General features: G+C 38.0%; 26 protein-coding genes. 14 read left to right on the top strand and 12 right to left on the bottom strand.

The genetic code is table 11. The features are described from left to right. Positions 1-231: 231 nt before the first annotated feature. Positions 232-588 (bottom strand): hypothetical protein, encoded by a 357-nt coding sequence (locus OK414_RS16480; protein WP_263045218.1) that lies wholly within the window; start codon positions 586-588, stop codon positions 232-234. Positions 589-654: 66 nt separating this feature from the next. Then, positions 655-1,521 carry a YitT family protein gene (locus OK414_RS16475; RefSeq protein ID WP_013083822.1) on the bottom strand — a complete coding sequence of 289 codons (867 nt, stop codon included), beginning with the start codon at positions 1,519-1,521 and terminating at the stop codon, positions 655-657. Between the two features lie 162 nt (positions 1,522-1,683). Here OK414_RS16475 and cobT point away from each other — a divergent pair, with 162 nt between their 5' ends. Continuing rightward, positions 1,684-2,721, top strand: a complete 1,038-nt coding sequence (cobT, locus tag OK414_RS16470; protein ID WP_016764739.1) for a nicotinate-nucleotide--dimethylbenzimidazole phosphoribosyltransferase — start codon at positions 1,684-1,686, stop codon at positions 2,719-2,721. Between the two features lie 57 nt (positions 2,722-2,778). Here the strand turns inward: cobT and OK414_RS16465 are convergent, their stop codons facing one another. Then, positions 2,779-2,913 carry a hypothetical protein gene (locus OK414_RS16465; protein WP_013057740.1) on the bottom strand — a complete coding sequence of 45 codons (135 nt, stop codon included), beginning with the start codon at positions 2,911-2,913 and terminating at the stop codon, positions 2,779-2,781. Positions 2,914-3,231: 318 nt separating this feature from the next. On the opposite strand from OK414_RS16465, the gene OK414_RS16460 reads away from it, so the two are divergent. After that, the gene (locus OK414_RS16460; protein WP_263045217.1) at positions 3,232-3,912 is read left to right on the top strand and encodes an FHA domain-containing protein; all 681 of its coding nucleotides are present in this window, start codon (positions 3,232-3,234) and stop codon (positions 3,910-3,912) included. A gap of 15 nt (positions 3,913-3,927) precedes the next feature. Here OK414_RS16460 and OK414_RS16455 read toward each other — a convergent pair whose 3' ends face one another. From OK414_RS16455 to OK414_RS16445, 3 genes are all read right to left on the bottom strand, one after another. After that, positions 3,928-4,695 carry a class I SAM-dependent methyltransferase gene (locus tag OK414_RS16455; protein ID WP_095379313.1) on the bottom strand — a complete coding sequence of 256 codons (768 nt, stop codon included), beginning with the start codon at positions 4,693-4,695 and terminating at the stop codon, positions 3,928-3,930. A gap of 182 nt (positions 4,696-4,877) precedes the next feature. Next, a complete protein-coding gene (locus OK414_RS16450) occupies positions 4,878-5,339 on the bottom strand; it encodes a DinB family protein (RefSeq protein ID WP_095379315.1) in 462 nt (153 codons plus the stop codon). A gap of 120 nt (positions 5,340-5,459) precedes the next feature. Continuing rightward, positions 5,460-5,735, bottom strand: a complete 276-nt coding sequence (locus OK414_RS16445; RefSeq protein ID WP_013057736.1) for an AbrB/MazE/SpoVT family DNA-binding domain-containing protein — start codon at positions 5,733-5,735, stop codon at positions 5,460-5,462. Between the two features lie 412 nt (positions 5,736-6,147). Here OK414_RS16445 and rpsN point away from each other — a divergent pair, with 412 nt between their 5' ends. Continuing rightward, entirely contained in the window at positions 6,148-6,417 is a 270-nt protein-coding gene (rpsN, locus tag OK414_RS16440) for a 30S ribosomal protein S14 (RefSeq protein WP_013083817.1), read from the top strand. A 29-nt stretch (positions 6,418-6,446) separates the two neighbouring features. Here the strand turns inward: rpsN and OK414_RS16435 are convergent, their stop codons facing one another. Further along, positions 6,447-7,967: an SH3 domain-containing protein gene (locus OK414_RS16435; RefSeq protein WP_263045216.1), complete on the bottom strand. Its 1,521-nt coding sequence runs from the start codon at positions 7,965-7,967 to the stop codon at positions 6,447-6,449. A 559-nt stretch (positions 7,968-8,526) separates the two neighbouring features. Here OK414_RS16435 and OK414_RS16430 point away from each other — a divergent pair. Continuing rightward, complete coding sequence (locus OK414_RS16430; RefSeq protein WP_013083815.1) at positions 8,527-9,060, top strand: GrpB family protein; 534 nt, start codon at positions 8,527-8,529, stop codon at positions 9,058-9,060. Between the two features lie 36 nt (positions 9,061-9,096). On the opposite strand, the gene OK414_RS16425 is transcribed toward OK414_RS16430, so the two are convergent. From OK414_RS16425 to OK414_RS16410, 4 genes are all read right to left on the bottom strand, one after another. Further along, the gene (locus tag OK414_RS16425) at positions 9,097-9,777 is read right to left on the bottom strand and encodes a DUF4397 domain-containing protein (RefSeq protein WP_013083814.1); all 681 of its coding nucleotides are present in this window, start codon (positions 9,775-9,777) and stop codon (positions 9,097-9,099) included. Between the two features lie 115 nt (positions 9,778-9,892). Beyond that, a complete protein-coding gene (locus OK414_RS16420) occupies positions 9,893-10,330 on the bottom strand; it encodes a hypothetical protein (protein WP_095379317.1) in 438 nt (145 codons plus the stop codon). 92 nt (positions 10,331-10,422) lie between these two features. After that, positions 10,423-11,160, bottom strand: coding sequence for an oxygen-insensitive NADPH nitroreductase (nfsA, locus tag OK414_RS16415; RefSeq protein WP_016764733.1), 738 nt, complete (start codon positions 11,158-11,160; stop codon positions 10,423-10,425). A gap of 29 nt (positions 11,161-11,189) precedes the next feature. Beyond that, positions 11,190-11,474, bottom strand: a complete 285-nt coding sequence (locus tag OK414_RS16410; protein ID WP_095379319.1) for a putative quinol monooxygenase — start codon at positions 11,472-11,474, stop codon at positions 11,190-11,192. A gap of 204 nt (positions 11,475-11,678) precedes the next feature. On the opposite strand from OK414_RS16410, the gene OK414_RS16405 reads away from it, so the two are divergent. Continuing rightward, positions 11,679-11,993: an ArsR/SmtB family transcription factor gene (locus OK414_RS16405; protein WP_013083811.1), complete on the top strand. Its 315-nt coding sequence runs from the start codon at positions 11,679-11,681 to the stop codon at positions 11,991-11,993. Between the two features lie 19 nt (positions 11,994-12,012). On the opposite strand, the gene OK414_RS16400 is transcribed toward OK414_RS16405, so the two are convergent. Beyond that, complete coding sequence (locus OK414_RS16400; RefSeq protein WP_263045215.1) at positions 12,013-12,348, bottom strand: CHY zinc finger protein; 336 nt, start codon at positions 12,346-12,348, stop codon at positions 12,013-12,015. 177 nt (positions 12,349-12,525) lie between these two features. On the opposite strand from OK414_RS16400, the gene OK414_RS16395 reads away from it, so the two are divergent. The 9 genes from OK414_RS16395 (at position 12,526) to OK414_RS16350 (ending at position 20,444) form a co-directional block, all read left to right on the top strand. Further along, positions 12,526-13,593 carry an undecaprenyldiphospho-muramoylpentapeptide beta-N-acetylglucosaminyltransferase gene (locus OK414_RS16395; RefSeq protein ID WP_016764730.1) on the top strand — a complete coding sequence of 356 codons (1,068 nt, stop codon included), beginning with the start codon at positions 12,526-12,528 and terminating at the stop codon, positions 13,591-13,593. Between the two features lie 499 nt (positions 13,594-14,092). Further along, the gene (gene lepB, locus OK414_RS16385) at positions 14,093-14,644 is read left to right on the top strand and encodes a signal peptidase I (RefSeq protein ID WP_263045365.1); all 552 of its coding nucleotides are present in this window, start codon (positions 14,093-14,095) and stop codon (positions 14,642-14,644) included. 90 nt (positions 14,645-14,734) lie between these two features. Then, positions 14,735-15,829 carry an NADH-dependent flavin oxidoreductase gene (locus OK414_RS16380; protein ID WP_034650785.1) on the top strand — a complete coding sequence of 365 codons (1,095 nt, stop codon included), beginning with the start codon at positions 14,735-14,737 and terminating at the stop codon, positions 15,827-15,829. A 249-nt stretch (positions 15,830-16,078) separates the two neighbouring features. Next, a complete protein-coding gene (locus OK414_RS16375) occupies positions 16,079-16,966 on the top strand; it encodes a sulfite exporter TauE/SafE family protein (protein WP_034650788.1) in 888 nt (295 codons plus the stop codon). A 432-nt stretch (positions 16,967-17,398) separates the two neighbouring features. Then, entirely contained in the window at positions 17,399-17,860 is a 462-nt protein-coding gene (locus OK414_RS16370; protein ID WP_034650791.1) for a hypothetical protein, read from the top strand. Between the two features lie 115 nt (positions 17,861-17,975). After that, positions 17,976-18,434 carry a hypothetical protein gene (locus OK414_RS16365; protein WP_034650793.1) on the top strand — a complete coding sequence of 153 codons (459 nt, stop codon included), beginning with the start codon at positions 17,976-17,978 and terminating at the stop codon, positions 18,432-18,434. Then, a complete protein-coding gene (locus OK414_RS16360; RefSeq protein ID WP_013057715.1) occupies positions 18,434-18,754 on the top strand; it encodes a hypothetical protein in 321 nt (106 codons plus the stop codon). Before OK414_RS16365 ends, OK414_RS16360 begins: the two co-directional genes overlap by 1 nt. Continuing rightward, the gene (locus tag OK414_RS16355) at positions 18,754-20,013 is read left to right on the top strand and encodes a glutathionylspermidine synthase family protein (protein ID WP_034650795.1); all 1,260 of its coding nucleotides are present in this window, start codon (positions 18,754-18,756) and stop codon (positions 20,011-20,013) included. The genes OK414_RS16360 and OK414_RS16355 overlap by 1 nt, the downstream gene beginning before the upstream one ends. Before the next feature lie 14 nt (positions 20,014-20,027). Next, positions 20,028-20,444 carry a DUF350 domain-containing protein gene (locus tag OK414_RS16350; protein ID WP_095379327.1) on the top strand — a complete coding sequence of 139 codons (417 nt, stop codon included), beginning with the start codon at positions 20,028-20,030 and terminating at the stop codon, positions 20,442-20,444. Positions 20,445-20,459: the final 15 nt, after the last annotated feature.

The following is a 20,459-nucleotide window of genomic DNA, read 5'->3' as shown; positions in this document are numbered from 1 at the left end:
TTAGAAGATGGTATCAATAGTAGGGGGAAGTTGGACTAGCTGTTTGAAAGGCGGCCATCCTATTTTTAGTATAGCCGCAAGGAAGGAGCAGGACCTTGAAAAAAAATCCAATCTTAAACGCGTGGAAAATAGTAACTGCGACGAGCGGTTTTTTACTTGCGCTGTTTATCTTTAAAGTCCGAAAAGGAAGATAATCATATAAAGAAAGCTCCTCGATTGAGGAGCTTTTTATTATTTAGTAATAGGAAACGTCAAGGGAGTCACTGTTGATAAAGAATCTCTGTAAGAATGATAAGTGAAATAATGACGTGTTGGACTATAAATAGTCATGTAAAGTAAATAATCATATTTCGTTTCCATATAGAAAAAAACGCCGTCTGCGTAGAGTGTATAGAAAGAGTACGAAATCCCGAGCAGCGTTTGCTTTTGTACACTTGTGCTTGGGTTTTCTTTAATCCATTCGTACAGTTCAAACACACTCACTCCTGGTGATGATTGCAGCGTGTGTACTTTGTCATATAACTTATCCGATACATCGGCAACCGACTGTTTTAATTGGTGAAATAAGTTGGACATTTGTTCTTTCATTGTGGTGAGCTCCTTTACGGGTAGTCAGCTATTAGCATGCTCAGGGAAATCCACACTTATGTATAGTTAGTGGATGGCTGATTTGAATTTGCCGCCCTGCGCTTCTTGGGTATCCATAATGGTTGTAAAGGCATGTGGATCTATTTCGGAAATAATGGTTTTAAGCTTGGTAATTTCCAAACGCGTCACAACTACGTATATGACTTCTTTTTCTGTACCTTCAAATCCGCCTTTACCATACAGTTTCGTCACGCCGCGGCCTAAACGATGTGTAATAGCGTCTGATAGCTCTTCATAGTGATTTGAAACTATAAAAGCTGCTTTTGTTTCATCAAGCCCTTGAATAATCGCATCGATTGTTTTAGAAGCAATATAGTACGTAAGGATCGAGTACATAGCCTGTTCCCACCCTAGCACAAACCCTGCCCAAGCGAAAATGAAGATATTTAAAAACATCACAAATTCGCCCACAGAAAACGGGATTTTTTTTGTTAATAAAATACCTAAAATCTCAGTTCCGTCTAACGCTCCACCGTGACGAATGACCGTTCCTACACCTGCTCCTAACAGCAGTCCGCCAAATACAGTAGCAAGAAGCGGTTCAGATGTTACAGCTGGAACATGGTGCAACTGAGATTCTACAATGGATAAAGCAACAACTGCAAACATAGATGAAAAGCAGAAGTTACGACCAATTTGTTTGTATCCACTATATAAAAAAGGGAGATTAAAGATGATGATAAGAAGACTGAACGGCAATTTCGTTAAGTACACTAAAATTAGAGAAATACCGATAATACCGCCATCAATTACAGAATTTGGGACTAAAAATAATTCGATAGAAACGGCAGCCAAGGAAGCCCCAATTAACATCATAATATAGCGATAAATGAGCCGACCTGCCTTTTCCTTTTTGTGCTGTTTCGTTGTCATAAAATCTTTCCTTTCAAAATACTGCCTATACGCAACTCTTACTAGTATAACTAAGTCTTGGGAACTCTATCCAATTATCTACTTTAAAAAAGACTAGCCAGAATAAACAAAATCCTGTTAAATTAAACGGTAGACATTTGCTGAAATAAAGGAGCTGTACATATGATAAACATTTATATTCCAGCGCTTCAAACAAGCGCTGGTGAAAAAGCGGCACGCTATATTGATACATTAACCAAACCGATAGGAAGCCTTGGAAGACTCGAAGAAATAGCAGTGGAATTAGCGGCCATGACCGGGGAAGTTTTTCCGACAGTCACGCCGCCAGGAGTCCTCGTTTTTGCAGGCGATCATGGAATTGTAAAAGAAGGAGTTTCAGCTTATCCGCAAGATGTAACGGCACAAATGGCGCTGAATTTTTTACAGGGAGGAGCAGCTATTAACGTGTTTAGTCAGCAAATAGATGCCCAGTTCAAACTGATTGACATCGGCATTGCTTCTGACCTTTCCCATAAAGACCTTGTACAACGCAAAGTGAAGCTGGGCACAGCAAGTTTTTATAAAGAAGACGCGATGACGCGCAGTGAGGCAGAACTGGCTGTTCAAGTCGGATATGAAGAAGCTGAAGAGCTTATTGCCCAAGGAATTAAATGTTTGATTGTAGGAGAAATGGGCATCGGAAATACTACGTCAAGCACGGCTATTTTAGCTGTATTGACAGGAGAAAAAGTCTCTAAGCTTGCAGGAATGGGCACAGGGATTTCTGACGAACAACTGCGCCACAAAGTGAACGTGATTGAAGAAGCGCTGCAAAACAGGCACATTAACCCTCAGGATCCAATTGATATTATTAGTAAAATAGGGGGTCTTGAAATTGCAGGGATGACAGGTGCTATGCTGGCGGCAGCTGCTCACCGTATTCCTATTTTAGTAGATGGTTTTATTTGTACAGTTGCAGCCCTTCTAGCAACAGAAATCAATACACAAGCAAGAGACTATATGTTTGCTAGTCACGAATCTGTTGAACAAGGTCATGCGTGTGCAATGAAGCTTCTTGGCAAGAAACCGCTCCTCAACCTCAATCTTCGTTTAGGTGAGGGAAGTGGAGCTGCTGTTACATTTCCACTGCTGCACTCAGCTTCACTGATGATTGCCAATATGGCCACATTTGAATCTGCGGGAGTGTCTGAGAAAGAATAAACCTAAAAAAGACATGGGAACAAAACCATGTCTTTTTTCTTTATTTTATAAAAAAATTTATATTTTTAACATCATAAACCAATAAATGCTAAAGCTAGCACCTGTTAAAATAAATGATCCAATAATTAACAATACCAGTGCAACGCGTCGTTTAATCGCTTGAATTTCTCTATCTTTTGGCAAACGTCCCATTGGTCTTCCTCCATTATGTAAATATTTCACGTATTTTCCTATTTTACTCCGCTTTAAAAAGAGAGAACATATGTCAAAGTTACTAAAAACCAAATTATTTTACAAAAAAATTGTATCCCCGTTACAGCAGGGCAAAGAATACGTATTTTTTCAGTTAGAAAAGGACTGCTCTAAAGGTTTACTTACATGGCAACAACCTTTATCATATAACTGACTATACTATGATGTTATCCAAAGTTGGAAGAAATCTCAATAAATGTGAGTGTTATAATTACATGATAAGAGTCAGAAAATTTTAAAAAAGAGTGTGAGTAAACAATGAACGGTATGTTGATTATTCGGAACGGTGCTCCTTTTTATGAAGGAGCTTCCGTGCCTATTCCAAAAGATAAAGCCTGTATTATCGGACGAAACAGTGAAGAATGGGAGCCTTATCTGGCCTTTCAAAGTGCTTACATTTCACGCAAGCATTTTGAAGTAACGTACGAAAGCAATGCCTTTTTCATTACAGACTTGTTTAGTAAACACGGGACAAAAGTAAACGGAGAAGAGTTACAGCCTGGAACCCCTCGTTTATTGAAAGAGCAGGATGTCATTACCTTAGCAAATGAGGAGGCAACTTTAGTATTTAGAAATGATGATATGGATGCAACCCTTGATTTAGGACCTTTGCTAAAACAAATAAATAAGCCATTTTACACATTAGATCCAATTTTGCAGAAAGTAAAAGTAAAAGAGGAAACGTATATTCTGTCAGATAAAGAATACGCGTGCTTAGCTTATCTTCTAGAATACAACAATCAATTTGTTTCAAAAGAAGCATTAAAAAAAAGCGTCTGGCCTGAACGAGTAGAGTCAAATGGAGAAATTCTAGTAGCAGCAGAAGAGCTGAATGCGCTGATTTACCGGGTTCGCAAAAAAATAGGAACATATTTAGAAATCGAAGTGATTCGAGGAAAAGGATATTGGCTGCACTTTAACGAAAATGGACGTGAATAGAATCACGTCCATTTTTTAATCTCGTTTTACAGCATGTACACGTATATGTTTAGCTTCTGCTAGCCAAGATCCATTTTGAAATAGTTTGTCTTGCATTCGATTTTCTAAGCGCGTAATGAGGACATTTTTAGTTTCTGTCGTCACGTGAGCAAAAAGAGGGGCTGCATTTGTTTCCAGCCAATTACGCAAGCCATTTTCCCCTTTTAACAAAAAGGGACGGCTGTAGTGAATAGCCGTGGTGACTTGAAAATTCTGTGATTCCAAAAGAGAAGAATATTCAGCTACAGAAGGAAAGTACCATGGGAAATCTCCATCGTTATAAGGGATATCAAACGTTTTAAATTGACGGATGATTTCTGTAAAAATTTCATCCATGTTTCCCTTTCCCCAAAATTCTGCTACAAATCGGCCGTTTGGTTTTAAAGCATTGTAAATGTTTTTAATGACAAGGTGAGGGGGACGGATGTCGTGTAAAGTTGCATTTGAAAAAACTGCGTTAAATTGTTCGTAATAAGGAAGGTTAAGGGCATTTAACTGTTCAAAGGATAGAGTTGGGTACTGATGACGAGCTTGTTCAATCATATTTTCAGAGCAATCGATGCCCGTTGCAAGGACATGAAGCTTATGAAGCTGCGAAATAAATTCGCCAGTGCCGCAGCCAATATCTAAAATATGTTCGCCAGCTTGAGGAGAAAGAAGGTTCATAGCACTTCCTCCAAATGAAGAAACAAACGGAAGATGATACACTTGAGCAATTTTTTGTTGGTTAACAGTTTGACTCATGAAGTGATTCCTCCTTTGTAAAAGATGATGACTATCGTTTTATAAGAAGAAACAAGCTTTGAATAGTAGATATGAAGTTATTGATAGAATTATACCATATATCTTACTTATTATGCCGAAAACCGCAAAGAAAAAGCGCACCAAACTTCTAGCTTGGGCGCTTACAAGCACGAACTATTAACTTAACCAAACTGAACAAATAGAGGAAGATCCGTATGACCCATCTCACGTACGTAGACGTATAAATTTCCTTTATGATGAATTTCATGGTCAATGGCCATTTGTAAAAGTTGACTTCCAGGAAGCTTTCTTCCAAACGCTGCAGTGGCGTCAATTGTTTTGTTTAAATCATCTTCGCTAAGTGAACGTAATACGTCTACTGTTTTTTGGGTATATTCAGCTGCAAGGTCCGATAATGACTTACCGCTAAAATCAGCTTTTTGACCAAGTGGCGATAAATCACCGGATTTTACCACTGATGCAAATGCATAAAAGGATGTTAAAATATGCGTAGATAAGTCAAAAGCGGACATAGATGTCGGGGCAGGCTTGTATTCATAGTGACCTGCCTCAATTTTGTTGATTAATTCATTAGTTACATTTCGATGTGCTAAAAAGTGATAAGTAATTTGTTCAACTGTCATGATGAAAGGCTCCTTTATTATGTATTCGCTCCTGAGTATAGCATCTGGAGATCAGAAAGCGAAGAAAAAACTTTAACAAAAAGAAAAACAGCTGCATGTGAGCAGCTGCTTTTCTTTTTATTAGAAATTACGTTGTTTTAATTCTTCAAGTAATAACTCCATACCTTCGCGGCTTAAAGTTAATTTGCCATCTGCGATTGTTACGTTGTCAGAAGATACTTCGCCAGTAATCGCACAAGCACCGTTCGGCTCATATTTCTTTAAAATAATTCGATCTGTTTCGACAAAAATTTCAACAGGATCTTTTACATCTATTTCAAGAACACGTCTTAACTCTTTAGGAATTACGATACGACCTAAATCATCTACTTTTCTTACAATACCAGTCGATTTCATTTTTTAATCACCTTTACTTTTATATTTTATTGAGTGCGCAAAATATTATTTTTGGAATTTCTAAGATGATTATATACTAGATAACCGCTAAATTTGTCGAAGTTATTAATATGTAAATGAACTGTAATATTATTGAAATATTATCTGTAAATACAAATCCTCCTACAATATGGAATATGTAGGGCTCTTTGTATGATATAGGAGATGCAGGAATTAATTACATTTGACATACAATTTTTTTTATGTTTATACAGCAGCATGGAGGTAGAGTACATGTAAGCGTGAAAGCAAACAAGTTGAAAAAATGAAGAAAATATGATTAAATTTAAAAAGTGACTTGCTCAAAATAATTAAATCGTAATGATTACGTATTTCAAATAAAAATTATTAAAACGAAAGGATGACAAAGAGTTTGGCTAAAAAATCAAAAGTGGTAAAAGAACAAAAACGTCAAGAGATGGTAGCGAAGTATGCGCAATTACGCCAAGAGCTGAAGGAAAAAGGAGATTACGAAGCGTTAAAAAAATTGCCTAGAGATTCTTCACCAACGCGCTTAAATAATCGCTGCCGCGTTACCGGTCGTCCGCGAGGCTATCTTAGAAAATTTGAAATGTCACGCATCGCGTTTAGGGAATTGGCCTACAAAGGACAAATTCCAGGAGTCAAAAAAGCAAGCTGGTAGTATAAAAGCCCTCATTATGAGGGCTTTTATTATTTATTAGCTGCAAAATATCGAGCGATCCCTTGGTAAATACCTGTAGATATTTGCTGCTGATACGCGTTAGAAGAAACAATTTGCTCATCGTGAGCATTTGATAAAAAGCCTAATTCAAGAAGTACAGCCCGCTGGTTATTTTCTCGAGTAACATAATAATCTCCAAAACGAACCCCCATATCCTTCATAGAAGGCGCGTTTTCAGCCATGCTTTCTTGAATGTATTTTGCTAATTCTTTATCTTTAGATTCACTGTAATAAAATGATGCGATGCCGTTTGCAGAAGATGAAGTAGACGCGTTATAGTGAATGCTGATAAATGCATCTGCATGCTTTGCTTCACTAACATTCACCCGTCCGCTCAGTGAAATAAAAGTATCGTTTGAACGCGTCATAAATACATTTGCTCCAGCATTAGCTAAGCGGCTTGCCACAAGTTTTGCTGTTGTTAACGCTAAATTTTTCTCAATCGATGACTTGCCTGACGTGCCAGGATCATATCCGCCGTGCCCAGCGTCTACTACAATAATTTTATCTTTTAAAGCAGCAGATGAGGAAGGCAAACTAGCTGAAGTTGTAGAATCAGCCGCAGCTGTTAACCCTTTTGATACCCATGCTGTTTGACTGGCAGAATACTGAATTTGCACCCAGTCATTCGTTTCGTTTACTTTTTTGAATCTTTCACCTGCTTTTGCTACACGGATAATTCCAGCACTTAAGCTCGGCTGAGTGCGTAAATTTGAAGCTTTTGTAATTTGAATCGACTGGGCTGTTTGTGAAGACTGTCCAGAACCTGTTTGTAAGTACTGACTTGCTACCCAGCCTGTTTTGCCGCTTGCTGTTTTAATCTGGGACCAGGATCCGCTTTCTTTTAACACGGTTACTTTTGCATTTCGCGGTAAGTTCGTCACAATGGACGCGCTTGTGCTCGCAGAAGAACGAACGTTTAATGAGCTCGCATTAACGACCGCTGACTTCGATGTTGTAGAGCCAGAATCGTTATCTGGCGCAGAAGAACCGGAGCTTGCTTGTAGGTACTGACTTGCCACCCAGCCCGTTTGACCGCTTGCCGTTTTAATCTGTGACCAAGACCCGCTTTCTTTTACCACCGTTACTTTTGCATTTCGCGGTAAGTTTGTCACGATGGATGCGCTTGTGCTTGCAGAAGAGCGAACGTTTAATGAGCTCGCATTAACGACCGCTGACTTCGATGTCGAATTTGCGGTAGACGTACTGTTTATTTGCGTTTTATTTATGTATTGAGATGAAATCCAAGCTTCTTTACCGTTATAGGTAATTTTAGCCCATCCTTTGCTTTCATCTACTATATCAACGGTGTTTCCCTTCGTTATTTTTCCAACGATAGCACCGCTTGTACTAGGCGTTGCACGTACATTTAACGATGTAGCAGTTACTTTGGCCGATTCAGCTGCATCTGCATCAATTGAATGCAAAAGCAATGAAGAGCTTAAAAGAACAGAAGAAACGGCTGTGTACATGACATGTTTTTTATTCATTTTTTCCTCCTTGCAAATTACAAATTTCAACATAAGGTTATTGGTATACAAATCATATATCGGCAAATAGTCCAAAATTTTGAGTTAAATCTACTATTATCTCATAATACCGATATTATCCATCATACTATATGTCGAAATTCAATTGTATAATGAATTTGAACTAGCTGCCATCCTTAAGGACAAATTTTACATTAATGTAAAATATAATTATATTAAAGGTGGAATTTAGCGATATTAAAGACCTTTAATCCTTTGTTCATCTACATTTTGAGGATATGTCTTCTACTAGTAAGAACGTAAAATAGTATAAAACAGCTGAGTGTGAATATGATAGAGGAGAGATAGAAAATAAAAGCTTATCTATCTTTTGGAGGAGGAAACATCCACAATTATGAAACATTTAGAATAAAAATAACAAAAATATATAAAATAATACAAAGCCTGTCTAGACGGGTGTAAAGCTCGTAGCATAAACTAAAAGTAAATAGTTAGAAAATTCTTTCTTTTTATTTTGAAACATGGTACAGTATAAAAAAGTGAAAGGGTGGAAACTGATATGCGAAAGATTGTTCAGTATGAAACAAAGTGGTCGCTTTTGTATCAAATGGAAAAAGAAGCGTTGCTTAATACACTAAAAGATTTTTCAGTAGACATCGAACATATTGGAAGCACGTCCGTTCCAGGATTGGCTGGTTCACCAATCGTTGATATTTTAATCGGAGTCAAACGCGAAGAAGATATAAATGAAGTGCGCGCTATATTAAAAAATAAATCTCACGTATATGTAGCGGAAAAAGAGATGTTTGTCTTATTAAAAGAAGGCGTTCCAGCTGCACACTACCCTCCAATTATGACAGCTAAAAATGCCCGTAAGCTCATTCCACATGATGCGAGAAGAAGTCATGTGTACGTAACGGTCAGTGAATCACCTTACTGGAACGAACGAATTAATTTCAGGGAGCAGTTACGCTCGAACGAACGTGCTAGAAAAAAATATGAAGGTATGAAATACGAGCTTTCAAAACGACTGTGGAACGATATTTCTACCTATGAGTACAAAAAAGAGGAATTCATTCAGCGCAGTCTATAAAAAACGTCATTTCAATTGAAATGACGTTTTTTTTAATTAATTATCTTGTAAAACAATGGTCTCAAGCTTGTCAGCAGTATTTACTGCGAGAACCGTATAGTTTTTACCACTTTGAAGATTTGTTCCAGGAAGATTTAGTATTTCTTTTCCATCTGCCGTGGAAACAGATAGATCATACGAACCCGGATTTACTACTTGATAACCTGAAATGCTTTTAAAAGACAGATCTTTAAATAAAGGAGCAGCACCTTTAGGACCTACGTTTACCGCAGGAGCATCAGGAGATAAATGAGCAACACGTAAGCTTGCTTTTCCATCCATTCCTTGCTTATTATTCGTGAAAGCCTGTAGTTCAAGGTTTTCTGCTTTATTTACAGCGGCCACTGTATACGATTTTCCACCGTCTACAACAAGGGTAGCTTCGATGATGGAATCTTTTGTTCCTTTTGTCTTCGCTTCGTATACTTCTACTTTATGAGAACCGGCTGCCAAAGGCAAAGAGTTGGCGACATCTTTAAACTTTGCTCCTTCTACTAAAGCTTTGTCATCCACAAAAATGTCTACAGCCGGAGCATCCGGTGAAGCATGAACGATGCGAACTTCTGCATTTTGAGCTGTTCGCTCATCTGCAGCAGGAGGTGTTTCAGCGGCAAATACTAACATGCGGCTAAGTGCCAAGAAGGCAATCACTGCTACCATTACGAATAGTCGTTTCATCAAGTATCACTCCTTTTTTAGTATACACAGCTTTATGTAAAGAGAAGGACTGTGCAGTTGTTAGCGTATACTAAATAAAATCAACTATTCGTTTGTTTGTTAACTTTTGATGTGTTTACTGAGATTTCTGACGAAAAAATCGAAGAATAGCCAAAATATTGTACAGCGCTGTTAAGAGCCATGTCAGTAAAAAGCCTAGGCCAAGCCCAATATTGGCATCTATATACGTATGGGTGAAGTCATCATATACGACGTAGGAAAGAGGAGCAATCGACAGTAAAAATAGAAGAAAAAACAAAAGCGTTTTCCATTTGTTTGAAGTGAAGGTTAAACAAAAGAAAAGGAAAGCAGCGAACAATAGAAGACCGTCTCGAATAGCCCAAGGTAAAACGCCGATATGTGGATTAGCGAGAAGAAAAGTCGGAACAATTGAAAGGAGGAAAAGGAGAGAAAGTAAAGTCACGTGAACAGTGTGCTTTTTTGTAAAAGCCGGCACCAATAAAAACGCTGCGGTTGCGCTTAAAAGAAAATTACAAATTAAAATAAACTCCATATCAACACCTCATTTATTGAGTATTACTTTTAGTCTATTCAGCACGCTGTTAAAGTAGATAAAAAAGCTGCGATGTTCATCGCAGCTTTTGGTTATTCGAATTTAAATCCTTGTTTTTCAAGCATCGCTCGAACTTCTGGATAATAAATGGTTTTATAAATAGCTGATACAGTTTGTGACCAGTTGCGGTCATCAGCACCGTTTGTTCTCTTTTTCATATACTCTGCCATTTCAGCATCATAGTCTTGAATCAATGACTTTAAGTCGTGATTATAGCTTTCACGATGGTGCACAGCAGCTTGTGGCAATCGAGGCTTTTTCGCAGAATGATCTGCCGGATGTCCAACCACAAGACCACTTACTGGGAATACGTATTCCGGTAAATCGAGCAGTTCAATGACTTCTAGTGGTTTTCTGCGAATTCCTCCGATTGGGACTGTACCTAAACCGAGTGATTCTGCTGCAACTGTTGCGGCTTCTAAAGAAATTCCAGCATCAGTTGCCCCGACTAAAATTGATTCAAGCCCATCGGTTACGCCAAGGGGGGCATCGTTAAGTTCAGCTGCAATCTTAGCACGATTAAAATCTGCACAAAAGATTAAAAATAGAGGAGCTTGGTCGATCCACGCTTGGTTGCCGGCAAGCTCTGAAAGTTTTTTCTTCTTTTCTTTATCTTGGACGCTAATAATAGTCACTTGCTGTCCATTAATAGAAGAAGCGGCTGACTGAGCAGATTGAATAATCGTATCTAAATGCTCGTCACTTACTGCTTCGTCTGTATACTGACGGATAGAACGATGATCTTGAATTGTACGAATTGCTTCATTCATGATGCGTCATCCTTTCAAAGAAGTTATGATTAACCTTGTAATGTTTTTACATCTAAAGGTGCTACAAGTACGCCAGTTTGAGCAAATGCTACAAAACTTTGGAAGTGAGCTGATTTATTGTGTGCTTGAATTGCTTCTTCGCTTTTCCACTCTTCAATCATCATAAATGTGTTAGGTGTAAAAGCATCTTCATATAGTTGATAGTTGCTGTTTCCTTCTTCTTGTAAAGAATGCTTAATTAGTTCTTGTACGTTTTCTAAAAATTCTTCTCTTTTTGCTGGGTTAACTTTCATTGAAGCTTGTAAATGAATCATGGGTGATTCCTCCTTTAATAATGATGGTGCTTTATATTATTTGTTTTGTTTTTAATCTTTCATTCAATTTATGATTAAAATGAAGATAAGTTCGAATATCATCGAACAATGAAACTATAACACCGATTAAATAACAGTGCAAGGAATTTAGTTCGAAAGTTATCGAACATTGATACACAAAAGAAGCTGTGTTATATTTTAAGCATGAGAAAACCTTATCAACCACCGAAATCTGAAATTAAATTAACGCCTATTTTACACGCGTTGAGTGATCCTAACCGGCTGCGAATTGTACAGTGTTTAGCGACAAGAAAGGAGCAGACCTGTTCGTATTATCAAAAATTAAATGTATCAAAATCAACGCTATCACATCATATTAAAGTACTTCGCGAAGCTGGAATTATCAAACTACGTATAGAAGGTACGCAGCACTATTATTCCTTGCGTTTAGAAGAACTTGAGGAATTGTTCCCAGGTCTGCTTCCTTCCATTATAAATATAGATGAGCAGTTATTTTAAAAGCTGAACAATGTTTTGTTCAGCTTTTTTGTTCAAAATAAATGTGTCCATGCAGGCTGCATCCAGGATTAAAAGAAGAACGACAGTGAGGGCAAGTCGAGTTACAGATTAAATATTCATGAATTGATAGCTCATGTTTACATACTCCGCAAAGAATAGCTTTTTCATTAAACATAGCTTTTGGCCACTTTTTAATATCATGATCAGCATATCCATTATGACATTGATAGCATGGATAATATGTATTACAGCAATAAAATTTTATTGCAATAATATCTTTATCCGTATGATAGTGCGTACAGCGCGTTTCGGAATCCACCGTATCACCTTTTACTATAGGTGCAGATTTGTTCATTATCATCACTCCCTATGAAAAGTATAGCATGCTTTTATACGCCTTATCATACATATGTAAAAAGAAAAATGCTATAATAAAACCATCGTTTTACATGTCAGATTGCATGCTAAAAAGATCAGATAAAAATTGATGTCAAAACAGATCGATTAAGTGAAGTAAAGAGAGGAAGAAAAAATGAGTAAGCAAGTTATCGTTTTTACCGGAGGCGGAACAGCTGGACACGTAACACCAAACATTGCCATTATGAAAGAATTAGACAGTGAAAAATGGGATATCCATTATGTCGGTTCTCACAATGGTATTGAGAAAGAATTAATTACAAAATTAAACGTTCCATATCATGCGATTTCAAGCGGGAAGCTGCGTCGATACGTAGATATGGAAAATGTAAAAGATGTATTTCGAGTAGCAAAAGGAGTTGGCGATGCACGTCGCGTGCTGAAAAAGTTAAAGCCTTCTCTTGTGTTTTCAAAAGGCGGTTTTGTCACAGTTCCTGTTGTAATGGCTGCTAAATCGCTAAACATTCCCGTGTTCATTCATGAAAGTGATTTAACACCGGGACTGGCAAATAAAATTGCGCAGAAATTTGCCACTAAAATTTTCACTTCTTTTGATGAAGCGGCAAACTATTTTCCAAAAGAAAAAGTGCAGGTTGTTGGTTCACCTATTCGAAAAGAATTATTTAGCGGAAGCGCAGCGAACGGGGAAAGCTGGCTTCGCTTTTATGATAAGCGCCCAATTTTAACCATTATGGGCGGAAGTTTAGGAGCACGTCGCATCAATGAAATTGTTCGAGAGTCCTTGCCTGAACTGCAAAAGAAATTTCAAATTGTACACCTGTGCGGAAAAGGCAATGTTGATACAAGCCTTGAAAAAGAGTCGGGCTACCGTCAGTTAGAATATGTAAATGAACAGCTTCCAGATGTTCTAGCGGCCACTGATTATGTGATTACACGCGGCGGATCAAATGCTATCTTTGAGTTTTTAGCCCTTCATAAACCGATGATGATTATTCCTTTGTCAAAAGCACAAAGCCGGGGAGATCAAATTTTAAATGCACAGTCCTTTAAGAAAAAAGGCTACTGTATGGTTGTGGAAGAAGAACAGTTAACAAAAGAAGTGTTTTTGCGTGAAGTAAATGAGCTTCAGCAGCAGGCAAGTACGATGAAGCGTACAATGCGTGAAGCAACAAAAACGGATGCCATTTCAATTCTTGTAAATGAAATTGAGAAAATGAACTAAAAAAAGCGTTCTTATCGAGGAGATAAGAACGCTTTTTTCTGAAAGAGGAGGAGGAAGCAGGCCGTAAAATAATTCATGATGAAATGGAAAGTATTTTGTCACGTGCGTCTGAACAAAATTTTGTACCAGTTGTAGATGATCAAAATATTTTTATTGGACTCGTGCGGCGAAGAGAGATTATAGAGTATTGTATCTCTCAACTTTTTATACATGGAGAAACGCCTTTAAATGTGAAGATTTAGTTAAGTTTGCGTAAAAAACATAATTTTTACATAAAAGGTAGTCTCTTTTTATATAATTAATGTTATAATAAGAGATGTAAAGACGAAACTTGCGTAATGTAAGCCTCTAACATTTGTTAGAGGTTCTTTTTTTACATAACATAAAACATTTGATTTCAGTTCTTTCTATGGTTAAGTTAGAATAAGTGTTAAAGTAAGAGGTTTCTTGCTTTTTCACATAAGAAAAGTGAGCTGTACAAAGGAGACAAAGTATATTGATTACGGAAAAAACAAAAAGCGATCAATTACGCAGCATATTCAAAACTATTATCTTCGCTATCGCTCTAGTATTTATGATTCGCGCATTTTTATTTTCTCCGTATATTGTAGAAGGCGCTTCAATGAACCCAACGCTGCATAACGGAGAGCGTTTGTTTGTGAATAAACTGTCGTATTCGCTCCATGATATTCGCCGCGGAGATATTGTGATTATTAAAGATGAAGCTAAGAATAAGCATTATGTAAAAAGAGTAATCGGTCTGCCAGGTGAAAAAATCGAAATGAAAAAAGATCAGCTTTATATTGATGATAAAAAAGTAAGTGAACCTTATTTAAAAACGAATCGTCAAATTGCCAATAACATGGATATGGAGCTTACAGGAGATTTTGAACCCGTTCAAATACCTAAAAACGAAGTATTTGTAATGGGTGATAACCGTCTGTACAGTATGGATAGCCGCAACGGTCTAGGCCTCATTGATGAAAAACGGATTGTCGGAAAAAGCGAATTTGTATTTTACCCCATTAAAAAAATAAGAAAAACAACGTAAAAAGAAATGCCGGCGAAGGTATTTCTTTTTTTGTGCCTATGTCTACTCGGCTTCTAGATGGGCAAGCTAAGGAAAAAAGGGGTGATTTAATTGAAGACAGCCTATGAAAAATTATTTAAGCATTTTAAATTTGTTGATGCTCTTGAGATGAAAAACCGATTAGCAATGGGACCTATCCTCACATACGCTTCACGGGAAAACGGAGAAATATCTGATATCGATCTGACTTTTTACGAAAAACGAGTAGGGGGCGTAAGTACGGTAATTGTCGGCCCCGCGTTTATCACAGAAAATGGCCAAGTAGCACATGGTCAAATCGGCATTCATCGTGATCATGTCATACGAAAGCTTCATCAACTAACCCAAATGATTCATAGAAGAGGAGCTAAAGCGATTCTTCAACTATCACACGGGGGAAGAAAGTGCGTAGAAATGAAAAATAAATGGCAAGCCATTAGCCCAAGTGAAAAGCCTCATAAACGTAAAGGGAAAAAGCCTGTTCAAATGACCGAGCGCGATATAACTTATATGGTTCAAGCGTTTGGCGAAGCTACCACCAGAGCTATGGAAGCCGGGTTTGATGGAGTAGAAATTGACGGAGGAAATGAATGTTTACTGCAGCAGTTTATGTCAAGGCAAGCAAATGAACGGAGCGATTCTTATGGTGGAAGCGCAGAAAACCGCTTCACTTTTGCACTTGAAGTTATTCGTGAAGTGACGCGTCGAGCAGCACATGCGGGCAAACCATTTATTGTGGGATATACATTAGCGCCCAAAGAAAAAGGCTATTTAGGAAATAAAGTAGAAGATACATTTGAGTGGATTGATCGTCTTGTTCATACAGAAATTGACTATTTACATATCAGTGCTTTGCATGAACCTACCTTAAGTAGTGAAGAAAATCGTTCACTGGTTTCTTCGATTATTAAGCACGTCAATCACCGGGTCCCTCTTGTGGGTACAGGAGGACTTACGGCAACAGAAGTAGCAGAAGCTTTTGAGAAAGGGCTGGCTTTAATTACGATTGAACAAGCATTAGTTGTGCAGCCAGATTGGGTAGAAAAAGTGATAAATAGCGATGAGCCCGCTTCTATGGATGTGACGTCATTAGACAAAGATATGAGTTTGCCACCTGAAGTACTAGCTCACTGGCAAGACATGCATAAAAATGACCGCCCTTATTAAGTGAGCGGTCGTTTTTATGTTGTTGACTTAACAAGAAGAATTTTATTTTACTGATACTATAACCAAGCAGCATACATAGACTAAAAGAAAAACTAAAAACACAGTTGACTTCTAGGAATAGTTAGGATTACAATATAAACAACTTATTCATAAAACGGACAGCTGATCGGACATACCGAAGGCTTCTAGCAAACAACTGTTGGAGGCCTTTTTGTGCTTTCTAACAGAAGATGAAAGTGGAGGGACAACATGAAAAAGTTAATTACGTTTGCACTTATTGGCTTTTTAGCTCAGTTAATTGATGGATCACTTGGAATGGCATACGGGGTGACATCAACTACGCTGCTTTTAACGTTTGGAATTGCACCAGCTGTGGCTTCCGCATCTGTTCACTTAGCAGAAGTTGTAACAACGGCAGCTTCGGGTGTTTCGCATATTAAATTTGGAAACGTAGATAAATCGATGGTGTTAAAACTGATTATCCCGGGCTCCATCGGAGCTTTTGTAGGAGCCTGCTTTCTAAGTAATTTACCTGGAGATGCAGTAAGGCCTTACGTTTCAACATTCTTATTGCTTCTAGGAGTTTATGTATTATTTCGTTTTTTATTTACGTTTAAAACAAACGAAGAAAAGAGCACCAAACCTTTATCGACGAAGCAGTCTATTCCTTTAGGGTTAATTGCTGGATTTGCTGATGCTACAGGAGGAGGAGGCTGGGGGCCGATAGCAACGCCTGTATTGCTAGCTAAAAAAGGCACAACAGCACGGAAAGTCGTTGGAACCGTGGATACAAGTGAATTTGCTATTGCCGTCTCGGCTACACTTGGCTTTTTAATTTCTCTTGGCTGGGAGCAAGTAAACTGGTTCTGGGTAGGCGCCCTTATGATTGGCGGAATTATCGCGGCTCCGATTGCTGCATGGTTTGTTCGTATTATCCCGGCTCACTTGCTTGGTTCACTTGTTGGTGGGTTTATCATTTTAACAAATGCTCGAACACTCTTAAATACATGGATATCCAGCAGCTCAACTCAGATAGCTGTATATGCATTCATACTTATTGTGTGGGCAGCAGCGATCATTTACTCACTGTTACAAGGGAAAAAATATAATCAAAATCGAAACGTAGAAGTTTCGTAATAAAGAGGATGGAATAAAAGTAGCTTAGTTAAAGGGAGATCTGAACGTGTTTAATTCTTGATGGAGAATCAAATGCGTTCAGATTTTTTTATGGTTAGGGTGAAGAGAGTTTCATGTATGTAGTGGTTTCTAGCTGTTGATTGGAGCGCAAGCGACGAGGAGGCTTAGCGGCCGCCTGCGGAAAGCGAAGGCTTGCACGGAAATCAACAGCGGTGTAACAAGGGGCCATACTAGCGCATTATCCCATTTGTTCGTCTTTAGATTGGGGTGATTTCGTAATGTCTCAATCTCTTTTATTATCTGAATTCCGTAAAATAGAGAAGCGTAGATATTTTTTTTGCGTCTTATGATACAATAGACGAGTTCATTCATGAGTGGGAATACTTTCTAACACATATAAAATTCATTGAATCGTCGAGGTGTGAAGAGTAAGTGGTCTATTTTATTTTAGTATTAGTAGCAGCTATCGAAGTAATTGTCTTATTGATTAATCGACCTGTATTTGCAAACATTCCGTATGTTCAAGTATATATTGTTCCTTTGTTAATAGTAATTGTCATCACGATGTTACTTTCGCGAAATCCAAAGAGATTTATACGGTGGTTCAAACAAGGGCTTATTACGATTTCAGTTGTTGTGCTTGTATTCGTACCGGTTCTCTATGCCAAAAATCTCCCGCTGTATGGTTATAATGAAGCAAAAAAAATGCTTGCGCAAAGAGAACAGCTCTTGCTAAGTCAGTTCCAAAAAGGAAAATACGTATATCCAGCAAAAGACAGCCCTAAAAAATACCGTTATCTATTTAAAGTCAATCGTGGAAACGGCATGCTTGAATATGTATTCGACCCATACACAGGCGGTTATGAAGTTGTGACAGATGTGATAAAAAAATAAAGGTTTAGCTTATTTAAAGCTAAGCCTTTTAATATGAGAAAAATTGAAACTTTTTGAAAATCTGTGCGTATTTATTAAAGAACGTTCACAAAAAAGTCACAAAAGGAGTTGCACAATGGGGAAGTTAGAATACCGACTGCTAAAGCCTGATGATACGTTTGTATCTATTTATCACTATCAATCTATTGAACTTGAACAAATTTTAGCAAGAAGAGAATGCGAATTTTTTGTTAAAGAAGGAGTAACGTATAAACAAACTTCATCTGCAGTCGAAGATGATATACATATTATTTATGTAAAAGAACATGAACATGGGCCGAAAGAGCAAGCAGAAGACGATAACAGAGAGATTACGTTAGAAGTACGCGAACTGAATTCTCTTCGAGGACATCCGATTTTATTCGTCTCTTCATTTCATACCCATTTGGACGTATTAAGCTATATCGGAACAGTTTATACATACTACAATGGATGGGAATGGGAAAGAGACTCTGCGGAAATTGATGAAGATCGCAGCGTGTACAGTTTATATGTAACAAAAACAGGCGTAACGTATGAAGGGGGGAAGGCGTAATGTCAAAAACAAAAAAAATGATGGCCGGGGTTTTGACCACAGCTTTAATGACATCGCTCGTTGCCTGCGGTTCAACTGATCAGGCAAGACCAGCTAAACCGAAAGATAAATCGTGTGACAAGTGGAAGTGGGATGAAGATACCCAAACGTACTACTGTTCAGATTCTTCTTCTTCGCACAGCGGCTCATATTATCACGGAGGCCGCTACTACGGCTCTAAAAAACAGTTGACCTCATCATCGGCCTATAAATCATTTAAATCAAGCAGCTCGTATAAATCTGGAATTGGGAGCGGCTCTAAAGGCGGTTTTGGCGGGTAATGCATAAAGAAAAGCGAGAAATGTTTTATAAAGAAATTGAAGATTTTTGGCACGATTTATACGGAACAGAGTATGCTCTTTATGACGTACATATAGAGTCTTCTCATATCATTGATTCTATTAAAGAAGCTGCAAATCAAATTGGGGAATTATTTTTTAAAACTGCACCTTTACTTCGTTCGTTAGATGATCAGACGCTTTTTTCTTTAGGATTTCCAAAAGACAGCCTTCCGTACCTACGACTGAAAACGATGAAAACAGAAAGTGTGATTTCGCGCCTTGATTTTGCTGTTACGACTGATCAAATCAAGCTTTTAGAACTAAATGCGGATACGCCTACGTTCATTAAAGAATTATTTCATGTAAATGAGTTAGTCTGTCGGCATTTTCAAGTACAAAACCCTAATAAGCTTGAAGAAAAAAAGCTTGCTTTAGCATTAAAACACGCCATTTTTGAAGCTTATAACGAGCTCGATAGAACGAACTATCCAAACGTCGTTTTTTCTTCGCACGATACGCATGAAGAAGATAAGTTAACGACTCTTTATTTAATGAAGCTAGCCGATGTAGATGCTACATACGTTCCATTATCGCAGCTTCGAATTGTCCCTTCCTCTACAGCGGAAGAAGGTGAACATATAGAAGCGGGCGTGTATGATCAATATGGACAAAAAATAGACGTACTCTATCGCCAAACTTATCCGCTTGAACATTTAATTGAAGATGAAGATCCGAGTACGCATGAAAAAGTCGGACACATGCTTTTAACATTAGCACAGCAAAAACAAGTAGCCATAATCAATCCGCCTTCTGCATTTTTGCTGCAGTCCAAAGCCGTGCAAGCACTCATTTGGGCTTTGCATGAACAACATCATCCTTTCTTCACTAAAGAAGAGCATCACATCATTGAAACATACTTTTTACCAACGTATTTAGAAGAAGATACATTTATTGAAAGAAAACAAGCATTTGTGAAGAAACCATCCTTTGGTCGTGAGGGAGATACCGTTGAAATTTATAATGAAGACGGAATCAAAATAGACGAAGATCAGCATAAGACATATCAAGAATACACGGCTGTGTATCAACAGTTTATTCCTTTGCCAACTGCAACGATGAAGACTCAAACGCAAACAATAGAGGCTCATATCATGTACGGGTGCTTTTTATTAAATGGAAAAGCAAGCGCAGTAGGAATACGAGCTGGAAATCAAATTACGGATAACGAATCGTACTATTTGCCGATTGGATTAAAATGAAAAGGGGAATAAAAATGACACAATGGATTGATTGGGCTAGTATAGGAAGTTTTTTATCTCACGTAGCGGTAGGGTTAGGGTTATTATTTATCGGAGTTATGGTATTTGAATTAACAACAAAATTTAATGACCGTGAACTCATAAAAAAAGGCAATGTGGCGGTCGCTTTGAAGTTATGGGGAAAAGGAATTGGGCTTGCTATTGTCATTTTTACTGTATGGAGCAACAGCTTAAATTTGGTAGATGCAACTCTTTGGGGAGTAGTAGGTATCATTACTCAAGTAGTGGCATATTGGATTATTGAATTTATCATGACGCCTAAAACGAGCCTAGCCAAAAAAGTAGAAGAAGGAAATGTAGCCGTTGGAGTAACTCTTTTTGCAGCGTCGGTTGCCGTCGGCCTTATTGTGGCCGGAAGCTTAACATATTAAAAGAAGGCGATTCCT

Source organism: Priestia sp. JV24, assembly GCF_025910025.1.
Classification (GTDB): Bacteria; Bacillota; Bacilli; order Bacillales; family Bacillaceae_H; genus Priestia; species Priestia megaterium.
This window is presented reverse-complemented; position numbering and strand designations above follow the sequence as displayed.